Here is a 17,967-nt window from a genome sequence, read left to right as displayed (position 1 = left end):
AACAAATTCCGGAAACAAAAAACTTGAATACAGATAGGGAGAAGAGTTATATGAAATCAAAAGTTCAATCATTCGGACGCTTCCTTAGTGCAATGGTCATGCCTAATATCGGTGCATTCATTGCTTGGGGATTAATTACTGCTTTATTTATTGATTCTGGTTGGCTACCAAACAAACAATTGAATACGATGGTTAGTCCATTCTTGACATTTGTATTGCCATTATTGATTGCGTATCAAGGTGGTAAATTAGTTGGTGGCGATCGTGGTGCTGTTATGGGTGCTATCGCATGTGTTGGTGTCGTCATGGGTGAACCAAACTACACAATGTTGATGGGTGCTATGATCATTGGTCCTTTAGCTGGTTGGGTCATTAAGAAATTTGATGCAGCCATGGATGGACATATCAAACCAGGATTTGAGATGTTAGTCAATAACTTCTCAGTTGGTATCATCGGTATGTTGCTTGCCATCGTTGGCTTCTATTTGATCGGACCTTTCATGGGTGCTATCTTAACTGTCTTAAACGGTGGTGTAAATATCTTAGTACAACATAGTTTGTTGCCATTGGTATCTATCTTCGTAGAACCTGCCAAAGTCTTATTCTTGAATAATGCGATCAACCATGGAATCTTTACTCCATTAGGTGGTGAACAAGTACAAGCAGTTGGTAAGTCAATCTTCTTCATGATTGAAACCAATCCAGGTCCTGGTACAGGTGTCTTGTTAGCTTACTGGTTGTTCTCCAAAGATGAAACCACTAAATCAAGTGCGCCTGGTGCATTGATTATCCACTTGCTTGGTGGTATTCATGAAATTTCTTTCCCATACATTTTGATGAACCCATTATTGTTGTTGGCAACAATTGGTGGAAGTATGTGTGCCATGATTTATAATACCGTCTTTAACTTAGGTTTGTCTGGACCAGCTTCTCCAGGAAGTATCATCGCTTTCGTTGGTATGGCTCCGAAAGGAAGTACATTAGCTGTCTTGTTGAGTGTTGTGATTGCTGCTGGTGTATCTTTCTTAATTGCCAGTCCAATCGTACGTATGTCAAATGGCAAAGGACAAAGCTTAGAAGAAGCTAGTGCACAAATGGCTGATATGAAAGCGGAATCCAAAGGACAAACAACCACATCAACTACAGTTGATTTGGCCAAAGTTACAAAGATCGTCTTTGCTTGTGATGCTGGTATGGGATCCAGTGCTATGGGTGCCGCTGTATTAAAAAAGAAACTACAAGCTGCTGGATTAACAGATATTGATGTTCAACATGCTTCAGTATCAGAAGTTCCAGAAGGAACACAAGTTGTTGTCTGCCATAAAGACTTAGCAGAACGTGCCAAAGAAAGTGCGCCACAAGCTCGTTTGATTACGATCACAAACTTCATGGCTGCGCCAGAATATGATCAATTAGTTAACGAAATCAAAGAAGCGAGAGGTTAATTCGTAAATAAAGGAGAGTTGGTATGGATTTTTCACCACGATCACAAAAAATTGTATCCATGCTTTTGGAGAGTTCTGATCCTGTAAAGGAGCAAGCATTAGCGGATGCTTTGGGATTAAGTAAACGAACGATTCAAAGAGAGCTTGAAGCAGTTGATTATGGTCTACGTCCTTACCATCTTTCCTTGATTCGAAAAAAACGTGTGGGTGTTCAAATTCAAGGTAGTGTTGAGAATAAACAAGCTCTTCATAAGGAATTAAAAATAGATCAGGATATTGATTTTACGAATATTGAAGAGCGTCGGCGCTACTTGTTGTTGGAATTATTAAGAGATCGGACCCCACAGAAATTGATAACATTTGCCGATCGTCTGGGCGTGAGTGAAGCAACCATTGCCAGTGATCTGGAATCGTTGCAAGATTGGTTGCGTCAAAATCATTTGGAGATCATTCGTCGTCCAGGCTTTGGCATTGTTTTAGAAGGAAAAGAAGTTGATTATCGCGAAGCGGTCAATCGATTTATCAATGAAAACAGTGAAGGCTTTTATTCTTTAGATCGTTTTCAACGACAGGAATTGATTGAAAAATCATTTTCCAGTCCATCCCATGCAGGTATTTTATCTTTATTGAATAAAGATACGATCATTAAAGTAATCGATGTACTGGATGCGATGGATGAGCCGTATTTTAAACGAATGACTGATAATGCCTATGTGGCATTGGTTATTCATATTGCCATCAGTATTGATCGTATTCAAAAAGGTGGCATTGCTGAACCAAAGAAAGAACTAAACACAGACAAAAAGGATTTAGCATCGTTGCAATTGGCCAAAAAGATCCATAAAGCGATGGAACGGGCATTTCAAATTCAGATTCCGCAAGTGGAAATCTCCTATTTACAAGTGCATATCCAAGGATCGAAAAAAGATTATTCTACATCTACAATGGTTGATGAATATTTAAATCAAGTGGATGATCAACAAATTCAAATGGTTCATCGTATGATTGAACGATTTGATTCCAAGTATCAATATGACCTAGAACAAGATGATATTTTTGTACGGGGCTTATTAATTCATCTGCAACCGGTATTGATTCGACTACAAAATCATTTGAATATTTTTAATCCATTATTAAAAGATATTCAAGATCAATATCCAGAAGTCTTTGCAAAATGCAAAGAAGCAGCTAAGGTCATTACGGAAGAAACGGGATATGAAATCCAAGATGAAGAAATTGGATATTTGGCTATGCATTTTGGAGCGGCTTTGGAACGACTGCATGAAATGAAAACATATACGCGTATTGTTCGCATTGGTGTCGTTTGTGCTAGTGGTTTTGGTTTAGCTCGTTTGATGGAAACGAATTTACGGATGATATTACCGGATAGCGTTGAACTGGTTCCTTTGGGAACCAATGATATTGATCAAGCATCCAACATCGATTTCTTCGTATCAAGTTTTGATTTAAATCATCCGCAACTGGATTCAATTCGTGTGAATCCGTTGTTTACAGAAGATGATATTTCTCGAATTCGTAAAAAAATCGAGGAATATTCCCATGTGTACAAAGAAACATCGGTGCAAAAAGGCATAGGACAAATGATGAATCAGATAGCGTCTACAGCTATTTCCATCAAAGAAATGTTAGCGAATTATCGACAATTTGATTTACCTGCCGATATACATTTTGATCAACTTGTGGAACAATTAAGTAAAGAAATGAGTGGTGATGCAAAGGCAATTGCTGCAAAGATCACCAGTCGTGAAAAGCTGAGTTCCCAAGTGATTCCGGAGTTGGGAATTTGTTTGTTGCATTGTCGAACTCAAAGTATTCAAGAACCAATCGTTTGGGTTTGTCAATCCAGCATGGGACAATTTCGGCATTCAAGTTTATCACCATCCAAAGCGGTTGTATGGATGATTGCACCAGAAGATGAACATATTCAGATTCATTTGGATGTATTAGGAGCAATTAGTAGTGCATTCGTTTCTTCGCCTGCATTCTTGCATACGATACAAACCGGTACCAAAACAACCATTTTGATGGAATTGGAACGAATTCTACAAAATTATTTTTATCAGATCATTGATCAGAAAAGGAGAACTGCATGAGTGACATTTTATTAAAAGAAAACATTTTGACAAATTGTAAAGCTGCACCGAAAGAAGAAATCGTTAAAAAATTAGGAGACATGCTGAACAAGAGTGGTTATACAACACCAGCTTATACGGAAGCTATGTTGGAAAAAGAAAAAGTATTCAATACACACATTGGTTTTGGATTGGCTATTCCACATGGTGTAGAAGGATCCAATGCAGAAGTCATCAAATCCGGTATTGCGATCATGACATTCCCTCAAGGTATTCAATGGGGTGATCAAGGAACCGTAAAATTGGTTGTAGGTATTGCTGGTAAAGGTGATGAACACATGGATATTTTAAGTAATATTGCCATGAATTGTTCTTCGGAAGAAGCCGTTGCTACGATTGCTGAATCCGATGCAGATAGTATTTATTCATTGTTTACAGCGTAAGGAAGAAAAGAGGTAGAATCGAATATGGAAACAGCCGTACATTTTGGAGCAGGAAAAATTGGACGTGGATTTATTGCCGAATTGTTACATGATACTGGATATCGTGTTGTATTCGTCGATGTTGTCGATGCATTGGTGGATTTGATCAATAAAGATCATGAATATTATTTATTCCAAATTGAAAATAACTACAAAGAAAAGAAGATCGATAATATTGAAGCTCTTTCTTCTATCAAAGAACCAGAAAAAGTTATCGCCGAAATCAATCAAGCAAAAGTCGTTACAACTTCTGTTATGGCAACCAACTTACCAAAAATTGCACCTGTTTTGGCAAAAGGTTTGAAATCTCGTGTTGGCCAAGGTAAAGAAAAAGTTGTTGTTATGGCTTGTGAAAATGCCATGCATGGAACGGATATCTTAGTGAAAGCCATGATTGATTCGGGAGAAATTACCCAAGCTGAATTGGATGAAGTTGGTGTATATCCAAATACTGCTGTTGACCGTATGGTATTTGATGGTGAACACAATGGTCATAAAGGTATCGATATTGGTGTCAATTATGAATTAGCCATTGAAAAAGATAAATTGATCAATCCCGATGATGAACCAATCAAAGGAGCCGAATATACGAGTGATCTAGATCGTCATCTACAAAGAAAAATTTATATGATCAACTGTGGTCATGCGATTTCCGCTTATATTGGTTATGCCAATGGTAAAGACATTGTCCAAGATGTATTAAATGATCCAGAATTAGTGAAAGAAGTACGTGCAGCGGTTATGGAAAGTGCTGCGGCTTTGGAAAAAGAATATGGTTTCTCTCATGAATCATTGGTGGATTATTGTGAAAACATGTTCATTAAACGATTCGGTAATCCAAAAACACATGATGAAGGAGCTCGTGTTGGTCGTGAACCAATTCGTAAGATTTCTTACAACGATCGAATCATGGGTCCAGCCAATATGTGTGAAAAATATGGATTGGATAACTCTGCTTTATTGAAGGGTGTTGCTTATGCATTGCATTTCTATAATAAAGACGATGCCCAAGCTGTTGAGTTACAAAATTACATCAAAGAAAATGGTGTGGAAGCAGCTGTTGAAAAATATGTTGGTTTAAAACCATCCGATCGTATGTTTAAAGTCATTGTTGATGACTACAATGCGATCAAAGTCAATCGATAAAAATGATTTTGGGGTTCATATCCTTGCGATATGAACTCTTTTTTATATTATAATGAATAAAAATAGGAGATATTTATGATATACACAGTTACATTAAATCCTGCTCTAGATTATGTCATTCAAGTGGATCATTTCCAAGCAGGACAAATCAATCGAACCAAAGAAGAACATATGTATTATGGTGGCAAAGGAATCAATGTTTCAAATATTCTTGCTGAATTAGGTTACACCTCAACGGCCCTTGGATTTGTGGCTGGCTTTACCGGTCAGGAACTAGAAAATGGCTTGCAGAAGATGGGTGTTCATACAGATTTTGTACATGTAGAAAAAGGAATGACTCGTATCAATGTGAAAATGAAATCTGATGAAGAAACCGAAATCAATGGAATGGGACCCCAAGTAACGCATCATGATTTTGATGGTTTATTGACAAAAGTATCTCAACTACAAGATGGCGATATGATCATTTTATCGGGAAACATTCCCAAGACGATGGCAGCTGATTCGTATCATAAGATCTTAGATGCCATTACAGCCAATGTGGATATTGTTGTGGATGCAGAAAAAGATCTATTATTAAAAATATTATCGTTTCATCCTTTCTTGATCAAACCGAATAATATTGAACTAGGCGATATGTTTGATGTGCAATTGGATACAGATGAGGATATCATTCAATATGCGAAAAAGCTACAAGCCATGGGTGCACGAAATGTATTGGTTTCCATGGCTGGTGATGGATCTATTTTGGTGGATGAAAGTGGAAACGCACATAAATTAGGTGTTGGTAAGGGTACTGTTGTGAATTCGGTAGGTGCTGGTGATTCGATGGTTGCCGGATTCATTGCAGGATACTTAGATAAACAGGATTATGCCTATGCGCAAAAGTTAGGTACGGCTTGTGGATCGGCCACGGCATTTCATTCGGGTTTGGCAACGAAAGCGCAAATTGATGAAATCTTTAAAACATTGTAGAAAAGAGAAGATGAAACATGGTACATATCGTTGTTGATTTGGAAATGAATGCCATTCCAGCCCGTTGCCAAAAAGAACGACAATATGCCAAGATGGAAATCATTCAAATTGGAGCTGTTGCTTTAAATGACAAATATGAAGAAATAGATTCGTATTCGACCTATGTGAAACCACAATATGATGATAAAGTAGAAGAATTTTATACGCATTTAACCGGGATCACCACAAAAATGATTTCAGATGCTCCGGATTTTAAAACAGCGATTGATGATTTCTTTCTTTGGATCGAACATTTCGAAGGAGAAATTGAAGTGGTTTCCTGGTCAATGAGCGATCGCCAACAAATCTTTCAAGAAGCTCGTTTAAAAGAGTATTCTTTTGATACGTTTGAATCCTATGTGCTGGATCAATGGACGGATCTACAATTGGAATTTGATCGTCTTGAATTTATGGATCATCGAACATCTTTGGCGGATGCCTGTTCAGCTGCTGGATTGTCGATGGAAGGTAAGCTACATAATGGATTGGATGATGCGAGAAATACAGCTCATCTGCTTCATATTCTACGAGATGATGATTTGTATGAAAAGACATTTGGCAAAGTATATAGCTATCAAGAAAAAAGTCGACCGACAACCATTGGGGATGTGATCGACTTTAGTCAATTTCATTTTGATGAGGACAAGAAAAGGGGCTGTAACGAATAGATGAATTTTCGGATTTATCTAGGAGCGGAAGCTCCTTCTTTTATTTTTGTCAGTCTGCCAGGCTCTGCTTTTTATACGATAATGAAAAAATGCCAATTTTTGAGCGCATTAAAACTACTTGCTCATATCTGGCATTTTTTTGTTTGTATAGTAGATGTTAGGAATGGCTTTTTTGATTGGTTTTCTGTTTCTGCATTTTATGTGTATGATATTTGCGCAGATTATGACCGATTGAAACCAGCAGAAGCTCCAATTTGACCATGGTTTTTTTGCGACGCCATAGTCTGTCATATTCCTGATCCTGCTTGATTTGTCCGAATATCCCTTCGGCCTGGATGCTCCGCTGCTTCAACAGTTCCTGCCGCGTTTCCGTCATCAGGTTTTCTCTGATCTCGATCTGCATCTCGGCCAGCTTGTCGGTCCTCTGCAGGGTTCTTCTGTGTTTGGATCGCGTACACTGTGACCGCAAAGGACATCCTTCACAATGTTCATTGTGATAGAACTGGATCGTTCTCGGATATCTGCCTTTGACAGATTCTTTTGTCTGTTCCAGCGTGAATGCATGTCCTCTGCCATGCTGCTCTTCGATATGCTTCGATCTCATGATCCTGTCCAGGGTATCGGTTATCTCTGCCAGATATTCAAAGGAAAATTCCTTGAGGATGGAGAAGCGGTAAGGCAGTTCTTCTTTTTTACAGTATCGATTGAGGCTCTCCAGACGGTCCATGATCCGGATCCATCGTTTTTCCCGGAATTTTTTTGTGGCCTTCATCCATACGAAGGTCATCTTGTTCGCATTGTCTTCGAACTTGGTGCTATCAATATAAAGAATGTCCGCATCGATGGTATCGTTCTTTTCAAAATAGCGGTTCAGATCATAGAAGATCTCTTCGATGGGCATCTTGAGGTCATCATGGATGAAACGATGAAAAGCCATATGGGAAGGTGTCTGACCATCCATGATAAATTGAAAACGGATGTCATAGCGGCAAAGAGAGGCAAGCTTTCGCAAAGAGACATAGCCAAAAGCGAGAAGAACACATTGGAGCATATTCACACTGTCATACCCATGCGAATTTCGATGAGAGAGATCGAAATATTTTAATGGATTGATCGTTTCTATGACCTCTTTCACGGTTCTGGAAATAGCATCATCAGGGATAGAATCTTCGTAAACAAAACGCAAAGGGAATTGAAATGACGGTTGAATTGCGTTAGAAGGTATTTTGTCACAACAAATTATACCAAAAAGGCCGATAGCGATGAACAACAGTTCAAAACCATCGGTCCTTTTTTTGATGAGCTAATTAACGATTACTCGTTACAGCCCTTTTTGGTGGTTGACTGACAAGAACATCCATATCTCCAGAAAGAGTATAGTTTTTTGCTTGAGAAGTAATGATCATACCCATTCCTGCTTTGACTGGATAATCGGTATTATCAATCGTCAATGTACCTTGTCCAGCTAATATGACTACGCAAGAATACATAGGATTATTTAAGGTTTCTTGGCTGTGAATCTTGTACCGATCAATCTGGAAAAATTCATTATCTACATAGGCAATGTGGGTATTACCATCTTGTTTTGTCGTAACCGGATGAATTTCTGGTTCTTGATGAGGTACCGTTGTTACTTCGATAGCTTGTTGGACATGCAACTCTCTTGGCTTACCATCGACTAAACGATCATAATCATAAAGACGATAGGTCATATCGCTGGATTGTTGTACCTCGGCCATCATGAGTTTGCCTTCGATTCCATGAATAATTCCAGGCGGTGTAAAGATGAAATCTTCATCATGAACAGGTTTGCGTACTAATAAAGTATCCCATTCATTATTTTCGATTCGTTGTTTCAATTCTGCTTTGGTTTTGGCGGTATGACCACGAATGATTTTTGAGCCTTCTTCTACATTCAGAAACAAGCAACATTCTGCTTTGCCTTCTCCACTGGATTGGTCATCATTGGGATGGACTTGTACAGATACCGGTTTTGTGACTTCATTGATCTTGATCAGAAGTGGAAATTTATCATGGGTATCTTTCGCAAACAATTCCCGATGATTCGCATATACATCTTTCAAAGTTTGGGATTTGTAAGTACCATTGATGATGACACTTAGACCATGATCATGACCACTGATGACCCAGTATTCACCAATTTTTTTTGAAGGATCGCCAATACCGAAACTATCTTGAATCTTATGACCACCATATAGTTTCTCAATCATAGGCGATTCTAAAAATAAAACTTTATCCATAATTACTCCATATTGGCATGACGACCAAACATTGTATCGGAATCCATATGTTTACGTTCCATCAGCATAAGGATCAATGTATCCATGTATAAGGCTTCCGATTGTTCAAATAAAGATCCCATAGGTTGAATGGATTTTATTTCTCCAGCTTTTGCAGATTTTGGACTTGGTGCACTAATTTCAATGACGACATCCGCCATTTTCGCAATTGGCGATTCTGGATCAATAGTAATCAAAGCGACTTTTGCTCCTACTTCCTTTGCCTTTTGGGCATGATTGACCAAGCTCTTGGTTGAACCAGAACCAGAACAAACAACCAATAAACCGGTCTCATCGATATTTGGCGTACAAGTTTCACCAACAACATAACTATTCAATCCCATATGCATCATACGCATCGCAAAGCCACGAACGGCAAATCCGCTTCGACCGGCACCGGCACAGAAGATTTCTTTGGCATTCAATAATAAATCAACAAATTGATTGGATTTTTCAATATCGATAGTAGGCAATGTTTGATTTAATTCACTTAAGATAATTTTTGCGTATTCTTTATTGTTCATGGTTTGTATCCTCCCTATTTCAAATGTTTCTTTATTTCTTTTGCCATGGCACTTGGATCTTCCGCATTGCAGATGGCACCGCCAACGACGATGATTCCGGCACCTTCTTCAACGATGGCATCAATGGTAGCTAATTTCACACCACCAGCAACCGCTGATTTGGCATTTTTAATAACAGAATTCACAACTTTTAAATCATCCAATGGATCTTTACCCGTTGCTTGAACATCAAAGGCAGTGTGTACACAAATATAATCCACGCCCATTTGATCAACTTCTTTGGTACGCTCGGCTAGATTTTTAACTTCGATCATATCGACCATAACTTTTCTGCCATGTTCTTTGGCACTTTCTACTACACCTTTGATGGTTGCATCATTGGAAACACCTAGTACCGTAACAATATCGGCACCAGCATCGAAGCATTTATCAGCTTCATATTTACCTGCATCCATGATCTTGGCATCGGCCAAAACTTCGATGTTAGGGAATTTTTCTTTAAAAGTACGAACAGGTACCATACCTTGTTCGATAACGAAAGGGGTACCGACTTCCACGACATCGATAGAACCTTGTGTTTGTTCCAATAATTTTATACATTCGTCTAATGTTAGTGTATCTAATGCAGCTTGTAGTTTCATGATTGAACCTCCTCAATTTCTTTACCACCCATAGAATAGAATTTAGACGTAATTTCTACAATAAAAAATTGGCATTTTATGAAACAAGAACAAAATAAAGTTGGTTTTATAGAAATAATGGTCAAAAAGCCAAGTTTTCGGTAAAATAAAGATATGATAAAGAAAATTGAAAATCGCCAACAAGAAATCTATCAAAAGATTTTAACGAATGGGAAAGTCCGTGTCGTTGATTTAGCAAAAGAATATGATGTCAGCATGGAAACCATTCGGAAAGATTTAAATCGTATGGAAAGTCAGGGATTGCTTCATAAAACGCATGGAGGCGCTTGTCGCAAAGAAGACAATAGTGAAGTGGCCGTTAATGTGAAAGTGAATGAAAATGCATCTTTCAAACAAAATCTTGCCAAACGGGCACTGGGAGAAATTCCGGATCATTCTTCTCTTTTTATTGGACCAGGCAGTACGACACTGTCCTTAGCAAAATTACTTCCTTTAAAAAAAGATTTATTGGTGGTCACAAATTCATTGATGATTGCCAATGAGGTCACGAATCAAAAACATGAATTAATTTTTTTGGGTGGAAAAGTACTAAAGAAATCACAATGTGCCACCGGTGCTTTTACTTTGAATTATATTGATGCAATCCATTTTGATGTAGCCTGTTTAGGATGTGATGGTTTTAAGAATAGTCGAGGTCCCACAACTTTTTCTTTTGAAGAAATGGAAGTGAATCAGCATGTTTTACGGCAAGCTGAAAAAAAGATCATATTAGCGGATCAATCTAAATTTGATTGGCAAGGGACCTATATGTACGCACCCTTTGATTCTTTTGATTTATTGATCACTAATCCTATAGATATGGAAAAGAAAAAAAGAATACAGGGATGTAACCTAATCATTGCCAAATAAAAAGTCCTTACATATTTTTCTTCATGTAAGGACTTTTTATATTGTTACCCGATTAATACTAAAATCAAATCTCTTTTTCAATGTTTTTCTCCTTTCCTGAAATTACATTTCTTTCGAATATGTATTTCCTTTGCTCACCTGTATTATAGTCTATAAAACACAATCGAGAAGGAAAGTGGTAAAGTTGGTAGATATAATGGAAAATAAATGGTCCTTACAATTATTACTTCTTCATGTAAGGACCACTTATTGAATAAATCTGTTTGTACTAAAATCAAATCTCATCGCTTCTATTTATCTCCTTTCTATTCTGAAATTGAATTTACATTCCCATTGGTATGTACCTTCCTTTTCTTTACTTGTATTATAGCCGATGATTGGTTTAAAGAAAGGAAAGTGGCATAATTAGTTCAAAAATTGGAAAATGATATTTAGGGATAAATAAATGGTCCTTACAATTATTACTTCTTCATGTAAGGACCACTTATTGAATAAATCTGTTTGTACTAAAATCAAATCTCATCGCTTCTATTTATCTCCTTTCTATTCTGAAATTGAATTTACATTCCCATTGGTATGTACCTTCCTTTTCTTTACTTGTATTATAGCCGATGATTGGTTTAAAGAAAGGAAAGTGGCATAATTAGTTCAAAAATTGGAAAATGATATTTAGGGATAAATAAATGGTCCTTACAATTATTACTTCTTCATGTAAGGACCACTTATTGAATAAATCTGTTTGTACTAAAATCAAATCTCATCGCTTCTATTTATCTCCTTTCCATTTTGAAATTGAATTTACATTCCCATTGGTATGTACCTTCCTTTTCTTTACTTGTATTATAGCCGATGATTGGTTTAAAGAAAGGAAAGTGGCATAATTAGTTCAAAAATTGGAAAATGATATTTAGGGATAAATAAAGGGCCCTTACACTTTTATTACTCTTTGTAAGGACCCTTTATATAGTTGCTCGATTAATACTAAAATCAAATCTCTTTTTCAATGATTTATCTCCTTTCTTGAAATACATTATTTGTATTTCTTTTGTTACTTGTATTATAGCCGATGATTGGTTTAAAGAAAGGAAAGTGGCATAATTGGAAGAAAAGGAGGCATTTTATGTCTGAATTTGATGATATTGTAAAGAAAAAGGTTCTTTCTTATCATTCCGTAGCAGGTGGAGATATCAACGAAGCCTTTCAGATTCAAACCGAAGATGGTACGTTTTTTGTGAAGATGAATACCATTTCAAATTTGGATATGTTTATCCAAGAAAGAAAAGGTATTGAAGCTATGGCGGCTTGTCATGTGATTGGAACACCCCATATCCTACAAAGTGGAACCACCAATCATCATAGTTATTTATTAATGGACTATATCGAAAGTGGAAAACGAATAGAATCGTATTGGCAAGTTTTTGCTCAACAATTGGCCAATATGCATCGAACTTTTGTGGGAAATCAATTTGGTTTTTCTTCCAATAATTACATTGGATCGACACCCCAAATCAATACTTTTTGTGATTCCTGGATCACTTTTTTTAAAGACTATCGTTTGCGACCTATGTTGAATCGAAACAAAGAAAACTTGTATGCATCGGACATCCAACGACTTTCAAAAATCATGGATCATTTAGATGAAATTTTAATTGAACCCGAACAGCCATCCTTGGTCCATGGTGATCTTTGGAGCGGTAATGTGATGACCGGAAAGGATGGAAAAGCCTGGTTGATCGATCCAGCTTGTTACTACGGTGATGCCGAAGTTGATATCGCAATGACCGAATTATTTGGTGGATTTCCGCAAACTTTTTATACAACCTATCGTCAATATGGTTGTTTGCGCTCTGGATACGAAAAACGGAAAAATGTGTATAATTTGTATCATCTATTGAATCATCTCTATTTATTTGGTTATGGATATTATGGATCGGTACTACATTGTATCGAAAAAATTGAGCGTTCATGGTAAGATAAGAACATTAAAAAAGGAGAATCCCTATGAATATTGTTTGTTTAGATTTAGAAGGTGTATTGGTGCCTGAAATTTGGATCGCATTTGCGAAAGAAAGTGGCATTCCTGAATTGACACGTACAACACGTGATGAACCCGATTACGATAAATTGATGAATTGGCGATTGGGTATTTTAAAGGAACATGGTTTGGGTTTAAAAGATGTCCAAAACGTAATCGCAAAAATTGACCCAATGCCTGGCGCAAAAGAATTTTTAGATACATTACGTACTATGACACAAGTCATCATTATCAGTGATACATTTGAAGAATTTGCGAGCCCTTTAATGAAAAAATTAGGGTGGCCAACCATTTTCTGCAACTCATTGGAAGTGAGTGATAGTGGAGAAATTACCGGATTTAAGATGCGTATTGAAAATTCAAAATACACAACCGTGAAAGCTTTACAGTCTATTGGCTTTGAAACCATTGCTTCCGGAGACAGTTTTAACGATTTAGGAATGATCGAAGCATCGAAAGCTGGTTTCTTATTCCGTACAACGGAACAAATCAAAAAAGATCATCCGGAATTACCAGCCTTAGAAACATATGATGAATTATTAGAGCACATCAAAGCGGCATTATAAAAAAGAGCATACGCTCTTTTTTATTGCTCAATTTCATGAAGAAATAAGCCACTCAATAATTTAGGTTCAAACCAAGTTGATTTTGGTGGCATCAATCGATTCGCATCAGCAACCGCAAATAGTTCTTGAATACGAGTTGGATACATCGCAAATGCCACACAAGGATGGTCTTGTGCATTGACTTTTTCTTGTAGAGTATTAAGACCGCGAATGCCACCAATAAATTCAATGCGAGGATTTGTGCGTGGATCACCGATGCCAAGAATCGGTCCTAATACATGTTCTTGTAGATAACTGACATCCAAAGATAAAACGGGGTCAGTCGTATTGGGATTTTTTTCAACCAAGTCATACCATTGATTTTCTATATACATACAAACTTCACCCTTTTGATTCGGATGATGTGAATAAGAAAGTGGAGAAATGGTATAAAATTGATTTAAATGATTCATAAAAACGTCTACGCTCAATCCATTTAGATCTTTCACAAAGCGATTATAATCAAAGATACGAAGTTCTTCTTCACAAAAAGCAACGCTTAAAAAGAAATTGAATTCTTCTTTTCCTGTATAGTTTGGATGTTCTTTTCTTCGTTTTAGGCCGACTTGTACTGCAGATTCACAACGATGATGCCCATCCGCAATATAGGTATAAGGAATCTTATGAAACGCCTCTTCAATAGGTATTGTCTTTTTAACAATCCATACACGATGATGGACACCATCTTCTTTGTCAAAGTCATAGATAGGTTGTGTTTCTTTGATAGATTGGATCAATGCTTGGAGTGGTTCATTTTTTCGATACGCCAAAAAAATGGGACCTGTTTGGGTACTGGTGATATCCACATGATGAATGCGATCGGCCAGCTTTTCTTTGACCGTATTTTCATGCTTCCTACAAATACCCTGTAAATAATCATCGATACTGGATAATCCCACAATACCAGTTTGGCTTCTTCCTGCCATGGTCAATTCATAAATATAGAAGCAAGGATCTGGATCTTGAATAAAGAAGCCTTTGTCCTTATATGTTTCAATCATTTCTTTGGCTTTTTCATAGACATCGTTGGCATACATATCGTGGGTGGGTTCAAATTGTGTTTCGGGACGATCAATTCCTAAGAAAGTATAGGGATGGGTTTCTACATAAGTTCTAGCTTCCGCTCTTGAGAAGACGTCGTAGGGAAGACTCGCAATGCGCGGTGCCATTTCTTGGCTGGGACGGATTGCACGAAAAGGTTTTATAATAGTCATAGATAATTCTCCTGTTTTATATTCATTATAGTCGAAAAAACGAAACCAGTACATGATTGACAACGTTAGTTTCCTAACTTATCATAAACAAGAATCAGGAGGATGTATGGAAGCAATTGCGACGTGGTTTGCGCATACATTGGGACAACATGTATCCGCACAATTTGTGATTTTTATCGTATCGATGATTCCTTTATTGGAATGTCGAGGAGGCTTGATTGTTGCCTCGTTATTAAAAGTGAATATTTGGCAAGCCATTCCGATTTGTGTGATTGGAAATATTATACCTATTCCATTTATATTGTTGTTTATAAAAAGAATCTTTCGTTGGTTAAAACGATTCCGTTGGGCTAAGCCATGGATCGAAAAACTCGAAAAACGAGCAATGAATAAAAGTGAAGGAATGGATCATGGTGAATGGCTAGGTCTTCTATTGTTTGTGGGCATTCCTTTGCCAGGTACCGGTGCTTGGACTGGTTCCTTGATTGCTTCTTTATTAGAAATGGATATCAAAAAAGCATCCAGTGCTATTTTACTCGGTATCCTATTGGCAACCGTGATTATGTCCATCGTATCGTATGGATTATTAGCAGCTGCATTATAGGAAGGTGGAAAAACACCTTCTTTTTGTTTATAATCAAAGTTATGAAATGGATGATTGCTTCAGATATACATGGATCACAGTATTATTGTCAGCAACTTGTTGATCAATTTAAAAAGAATCAATGCGATCGAATGGTTTTATTAGGAGACATTCTCTATCATGGGCCACGAAATGATTTGCCCAAAGGATATGATCCCAAAGGCGTTATTGCGTTATTAAATCCATTGGCATCTTCGATCCTTTGTGTTCGAGGAAATTGTGATAGTGAAGTCGATCAAATGATTTTGGATTTTCCCTTGGTTGAAAATGTTTATATCGATACCGGCAAACATGTGATTTATTGCTGCCATGGACATAAACCATTTCCGAAAGTTCCCATTATCTTTTATGGACATACACATATCCCAGAACATCATAAAGAAGACGATACATTATTTTGTAACCCAGGTTCGATTTCATTGCCAAAAGCAGGAAGCACCCACAGTTACATGTTGTTAGAGAATGATGTACTCACTTGGAAATCACTCGATCATGAAGGGGATGAAACCTATCATGTCTAATATGCGTGTGGAGAAAAGGACCAATGTCCGCAATAGTATCATGCGTCTTTTTGTGGTGATTGTTGCGGTCTCTTTTCAGATTTTCTGGTTATTGAATCTATTTGGTCAGCTTCGTTTTATTTCGCCAAAAATAGGGCAGGCCATCAATAATTTAGCCATCTTAGTTGCTTTGTGGATCTATGGACGCGATAAAAATATTTCCATTAATGTACCTTGGATGGCATTGATCTTGGCCTTTCCTATGTTTGGGATGGGCCTTTACTTTTTAATTGGACGAACCAGCTTGTTTAATCATGTCAAAGAAGTATATGCTCATATTGATTTATTTTTATATCGTTATTTTCATCAAGATTGGTCTATATTGGAAGAAATGGAATCGGTGGACATCGACAGTGCAAAAGACGCTCATCTGATATGGAATTGTGGCCATTTTCCTGTTTATAAGGATACGGCCGTTACCTATTATCCCGAAGCACTTGAGGGTTTCAATGCCCAAATTGAAGATATGAAAAAAGCCCAACATTTTATTTTTATTGAATATCATGCGATTGAAGATGGCTACTCTTTTGGTCAAATGAAAGAAGTACTGATTGAACGAGCAGCGGCTGGTGTAGAAGTACGTATCTTCTATGATGATATGGGCAGTATTGGTTTTTTAAATAAAAGCTTTATAAAAGAAATGGAAAGCTATGGCATTCAATGTCGTGTCTTCAATCCCATTCGCCCTTGGATCTTGGTGTTTATGAATAATCGAGATCATCGTAAAATCACGGTTATTGATGGGCAAATCGGATATACGGGTGGCTATAATTTAGCCGAAGAATATTTTAATCGAACCCATCCTTATGGCTACTGGAAAGATACGGGTATTCGATTGGAAGGAAGTGCCGTTCGTTCGATGACATTGACTTTTTTAGAAATGTGGAATGCGACCAATCCCACCCATCAAGCAATGGCTAACTATCTGATAGCCAAACCTGTTCCTTCCAAAGGCTTTGTTCAACCATATGCAGATTCGCCCTTGGATGATGAATATCTAGGAGAAGATGTATATATGAGCATCGTGAATCATGCCAAAAAATACGTCTATTTTGTGACTCCCTATTTGATCATCACCGAAGAAATGACAAGAGTTTTAACTTTAGCAGCCAAACGCGGTGTAGATGTTCGCATCATTACGCCAGGTACGCCCGATAAACAATTGACCTATATGTTTACCCAATCATTTTATCGTGATCTGGTACGAGGTGGCGTTCGTATCTTTGAATACATTCCCGGATTTCCACATGCGAAAATGTGTATTAGTGATGATACCGTAGCTACATGTGGAACAATTAATTTGGATTATCGCTCGTTATATCTCCATTTTGAAAATGGTGTGTACCTATCTCATGTTGATTGTATTGCGAAAATGAAGAAAGATTTTGATCACATGTTTGATTTATCGAAAGATGTCAGTGAAGACTATAAAGGTGACATCAACATGATCGTTCGAACTTGGCGAGCGATTGTCCGTTTGATTGCTCCTCTATTCTGAAACAATTTTCATTTTAGTTTCAGTATCTTTCAATTCAAGTTGACATTTGGCACCAGATTATCTATATTATAAATACAACAAAGAAGGGAAATAGTAGTTTTCGAAACGGCAGGTAGAGACTTTCTGGCTGGTGAAAAGAAAGAGTACGTCAAAATGAACACATCCTGGAGTTGATCGTGCGAATACAGTA

The 17,967-nt window shown here is 37.3% G+C and carries 17 protein-coding genes and 1 other annotated feature (1 of these 18 only partly in view); of the genes, 12 read left to right on the top strand and 5 right to left on the bottom strand.

The genetic code is table 11. The features are described 5' to 3' along the window. Nucleotides 1-50: 50 nt before the first annotated feature. From EDX97_RS04790 to EDX97_RS04765, 6 genes are all read left to right on the top strand, one after another. Nucleotides 51-1,445 carry a PTS mannitol transporter subunit IIBC gene (locus EDX97_RS04790; RefSeq protein WP_128520057.1) on the top strand — a complete coding sequence of 465 codons (1,395 nt, stop codon included), beginning with the start codon at nt 51-53 and terminating at the stop codon, nt 1,443-1,445. A 23-nt stretch (nt 1,446-1,468) separates the two neighbouring features. Continuing rightward, a complete protein-coding gene (locus EDX97_RS04785) occupies nt 1,469-3,559 on the top strand; it encodes a BglG family transcription antiterminator (RefSeq protein ID WP_128520056.1) in 2,091 nt (696 codons plus the stop codon). Further along, the gene (locus EDX97_RS04780; RefSeq protein ID WP_128520055.1) at nt 3,556-3,981 is read left to right on the top strand and encodes a PTS mannitol transporter subunit IIA; all 426 of its coding nucleotides are present in this window, start codon (nt 3,556-3,558) and stop codon (nt 3,979-3,981) included. The genes EDX97_RS04785 and EDX97_RS04780 overlap by 4 nt, the downstream gene beginning before the upstream one ends. Before the next feature lie 24 nt (nt 3,982-4,005). Further along, complete coding sequence (locus EDX97_RS04775; protein ID WP_128520054.1) at nt 4,006-5,166, top strand: mannitol-1-phosphate 5-dehydrogenase; 1,161 nt, start codon at nt 4,006-4,008, stop codon at nt 5,164-5,166. 75 nt (nt 5,167-5,241) lie between these two features. Then, complete coding sequence (gene pfkB / locus EDX97_RS04770) at nt 5,242-6,141, top strand: 1-phosphofructokinase (protein ID WP_128520053.1); 900 nt, start codon at nt 5,242-5,244, stop codon at nt 6,139-6,141. Between the two features lie 17 nt (nt 6,142-6,158). Then, nucleotides 6,159-6,848 carry a 3'-5' exonuclease gene (locus EDX97_RS04765; RefSeq protein ID WP_128520052.1) on the top strand — a complete coding sequence of 230 codons (690 nt, stop codon included), beginning with the start codon at nt 6,159-6,161 and terminating at the stop codon, nt 6,846-6,848. Nucleotides 6,849-7,005: 157 nt separating this feature from the next. Here the strand turns inward: EDX97_RS04765 and EDX97_RS11695 are convergent, their stop codons facing one another. The 4 genes from EDX97_RS11695 to hxlA all read right to left on the bottom strand — a co-directional run bounded on the left by EDX97_RS11695 (nt 7,006) and on the right by hxlA (nt 10,313). After that, nucleotides 7,006-8,034: a transposase gene (locus tag EDX97_RS11695; protein WP_183164268.1), complete on the bottom strand. Its 1,029-nt coding sequence runs from the start codon at nt 8,032-8,034 to the stop codon at nt 7,006-7,008. Nucleotides 8,035-8,155: 121 nt separating this feature from the next. Beyond that, nucleotides 8,156-9,109 carry a type I phosphomannose isomerase catalytic subunit gene (locus EDX97_RS04755; RefSeq protein ID WP_245978002.1) on the bottom strand — a complete coding sequence of 318 codons (954 nt, stop codon included), beginning with the start codon at nt 9,107-9,109 and terminating at the stop codon, nt 8,156-8,158. Nucleotides 9,110-9,111: 2 nt separating this feature from the next. Next, nucleotides 9,112-9,672: a 6-phospho-3-hexuloisomerase gene (gene hxlB, locus EDX97_RS04750; protein WP_128520050.1), complete on the bottom strand. Its 561-nt coding sequence runs from the start codon at nt 9,670-9,672 to the stop codon at nt 9,112-9,114. Between the two features lie 14 nt (nt 9,673-9,686). Next, nucleotides 9,687-10,313 carry a 3-hexulose-6-phosphate synthase gene (hxlA, locus tag EDX97_RS04745; protein ID WP_128520049.1) on the bottom strand — a complete coding sequence of 209 codons (627 nt, stop codon included), beginning with the start codon at nt 10,311-10,313 and terminating at the stop codon, nt 9,687-9,689. A 153-nt stretch (nt 10,314-10,466) separates the two neighbouring features. Here hxlA and EDX97_RS04740 point away from each other — a divergent pair, with 153 nt between their 5' ends. The 3 genes from EDX97_RS04740 to thrH all read left to right on the top strand — a co-directional run bounded on the left by EDX97_RS04740 (nt 10,467) and on the right by thrH (nt 13,823). Then, complete coding sequence (locus EDX97_RS04740; RefSeq protein ID WP_128520048.1) at nt 10,467-11,222, top strand: DeoR/GlpR family DNA-binding transcription regulator; 756 nt, start codon at nt 10,467-10,469, stop codon at nt 11,220-11,222. 1,120 nt (nt 11,223-12,342) lie between these two features. Then, nucleotides 12,343-13,194, top strand: a complete 852-nt coding sequence (locus EDX97_RS04735) for a fructosamine kinase family protein (RefSeq protein ID WP_183164267.1) — start codon at nt 12,343-12,345, stop codon at nt 13,192-13,194. 29 nt (nt 13,195-13,223) lie between these two features. After that, nucleotides 13,224-13,823 carry a bifunctional phosphoserine phosphatase/homoserine phosphotransferase ThrH gene (gene thrH / locus EDX97_RS04730; protein ID WP_128520046.1) on the top strand — a complete coding sequence of 200 codons (600 nt, stop codon included), beginning with the start codon at nt 13,224-13,226 and terminating at the stop codon, nt 13,821-13,823. Nucleotides 13,824-13,843: 20 nt separating this feature from the next. On the opposite strand, the gene EDX97_RS04725 is transcribed toward thrH, so the two are convergent. Then, nucleotides 13,844-15,076: a DUF1015 domain-containing protein gene (locus EDX97_RS04725; protein ID WP_128520045.1), complete on the bottom strand. Its 1,233-nt coding sequence runs from the start codon at nt 15,074-15,076 to the stop codon at nt 13,844-13,846. A 106-nt stretch (nt 15,077-15,182) separates the two neighbouring features. Here EDX97_RS04725 and EDX97_RS04720 point away from each other — a divergent pair, with 106 nt between their 5' ends. From EDX97_RS04720 to cls, 3 genes are read left to right on the top strand one after another with little or no spacing between them, the layout of a single operon-like run. Further along, complete coding sequence (locus EDX97_RS04720) at nt 15,183-15,680, top strand: COG2426 family protein (RefSeq protein ID WP_128520044.1); 498 nt, start codon at nt 15,183-15,185, stop codon at nt 15,678-15,680. A gap of 41 nt (nt 15,681-15,721) precedes the next feature. After that, nucleotides 15,722-16,240: a phosphodiesterase gene (yfcE, locus tag EDX97_RS04715; RefSeq protein ID WP_128520043.1), complete on the top strand. Its 519-nt coding sequence runs from the start codon at nt 15,722-15,724 to the stop codon at nt 16,238-16,240. Continuing rightward, nucleotides 16,233-17,777 carry a cardiolipin synthase gene (gene cls, locus EDX97_RS04710; protein ID WP_221175888.1) on the top strand — a complete coding sequence of 515 codons (1,545 nt, stop codon included), beginning with the start codon at nt 16,233-16,235 and terminating at the stop codon, nt 17,775-17,777. The genes yfcE and cls overlap by 8 nt, the downstream gene beginning before the upstream one ends. 71 nt (nt 17,778-17,848) lie before the next feature. Beyond that, nucleotides 17,849-17,967 (top strand) — a binding site (T-box leader) (it continues 111 nt past the right edge of the window).

It is taken from the genome of Absicoccus porci, assembly GCF_003725415.1.
GTDB classification, from domain to species: Bacteria; Bacillota_I; Bacilli_A; order Erysipelotrichales; family Erysipelotrichaceae; genus Absicoccus; species Absicoccus porci.
The sequence above is the reverse complement of the archived record's forward strand: the minus strand, read 5'-3'. Positions and strand labels throughout refer to the sequence as shown.

Excerpts from the sequence above, each read along its gene's own strand:
- EDX97_RS04790 (WP_128520057.1), top strand. The coding sequence starts at position 51 with ATGAAATCAAAAGTTCAATCATTCGGACGCTTCCTTAGTGCAATGGTC.
- EDX97_RS04785 (WP_128520056.1), top strand. The coding sequence starts at position 1,469 with ATGGATTTTTCACCACGATCACAAAAAATTGTATCCATGCTTTTGGAG.
- EDX97_RS04780 (WP_128520055.1), top strand. The coding sequence starts at position 3,556 with ATGAGTGACATTTTATTAAAAGAAAACATTTTGACAAATTGTAAAGCT.
- EDX97_RS04775 (WP_128520054.1), top strand. The coding sequence starts at position 4,006 with ATGGAAACAGCCGTACATTTTGGAGCAGGAAAAATTGGACGTGGATTT.
- pfkB (WP_128520053.1), top strand. The coding sequence starts at position 5,242 with ATGATATACACAGTTACATTAAATCCTGCTCTAGATTATGTCATTCAA.
- EDX97_RS04765 (WP_128520052.1), top strand. The coding sequence starts at position 6,159 with ATGGTACATATCGTTGTTGATTTGGAAATGAATGCCATTCCAGCCCGT.
- EDX97_RS04755 (WP_245978002.1), bottom strand. The coding sequence starts at position 9,109 with ATGGATAAAGTTTTATTTTTAGAATCGCCTATGATTGAGAAACTATAT.
- hxlB (WP_128520050.1), bottom strand. The coding sequence starts at position 9,672 with ATGAACAATAAAGAATACGCAAAAATTATCTTAAGTGAATTAAATCAA.
- hxlA (WP_128520049.1), bottom strand. The coding sequence starts at position 10,313 with ATGAAACTACAAGCTGCATTAGATACACTAACATTAGACGAATGTATA.
- EDX97_RS04740 (WP_128520048.1), top strand. The coding sequence starts at position 10,467 with ATGATAAAGAAAATTGAAAATCGCCAACAAGAAATCTATCAAAAGATT.
- EDX97_RS04735 (WP_183164267.1), top strand. The coding sequence starts at position 12,343 with ATGTCTGAATTTGATGATATTGTAAAGAAAAAGGTTCTTTCTTATCAT.
- thrH (WP_128520046.1), top strand. The coding sequence starts at position 13,224 with ATGAATATTGTTTGTTTAGATTTAGAAGGTGTATTGGTGCCTGAAATT.
- EDX97_RS04725 (WP_128520045.1), bottom strand. The coding sequence starts at position 15,076 with ATGACTATTATAAAACCTTTTCGTGCAATCCGTCCCAGCCAAGAAATG.
- EDX97_RS04720 (WP_128520044.1), top strand. The coding sequence starts at position 15,183 with ATGGAAGCAATTGCGACGTGGTTTGCGCATACATTGGGACAACATGTA.
- yfcE (WP_128520043.1), top strand. The coding sequence starts at position 15,722 with ATGAAATGGATGATTGCTTCAGATATACATGGATCACAGTATTATTGT.
- cls (WP_221175888.1), top strand. The coding sequence starts at position 16,233 with ATGTCTAATATGCGTGTGGAGAAAAGGACCAATGTCCGCAATAGTATC.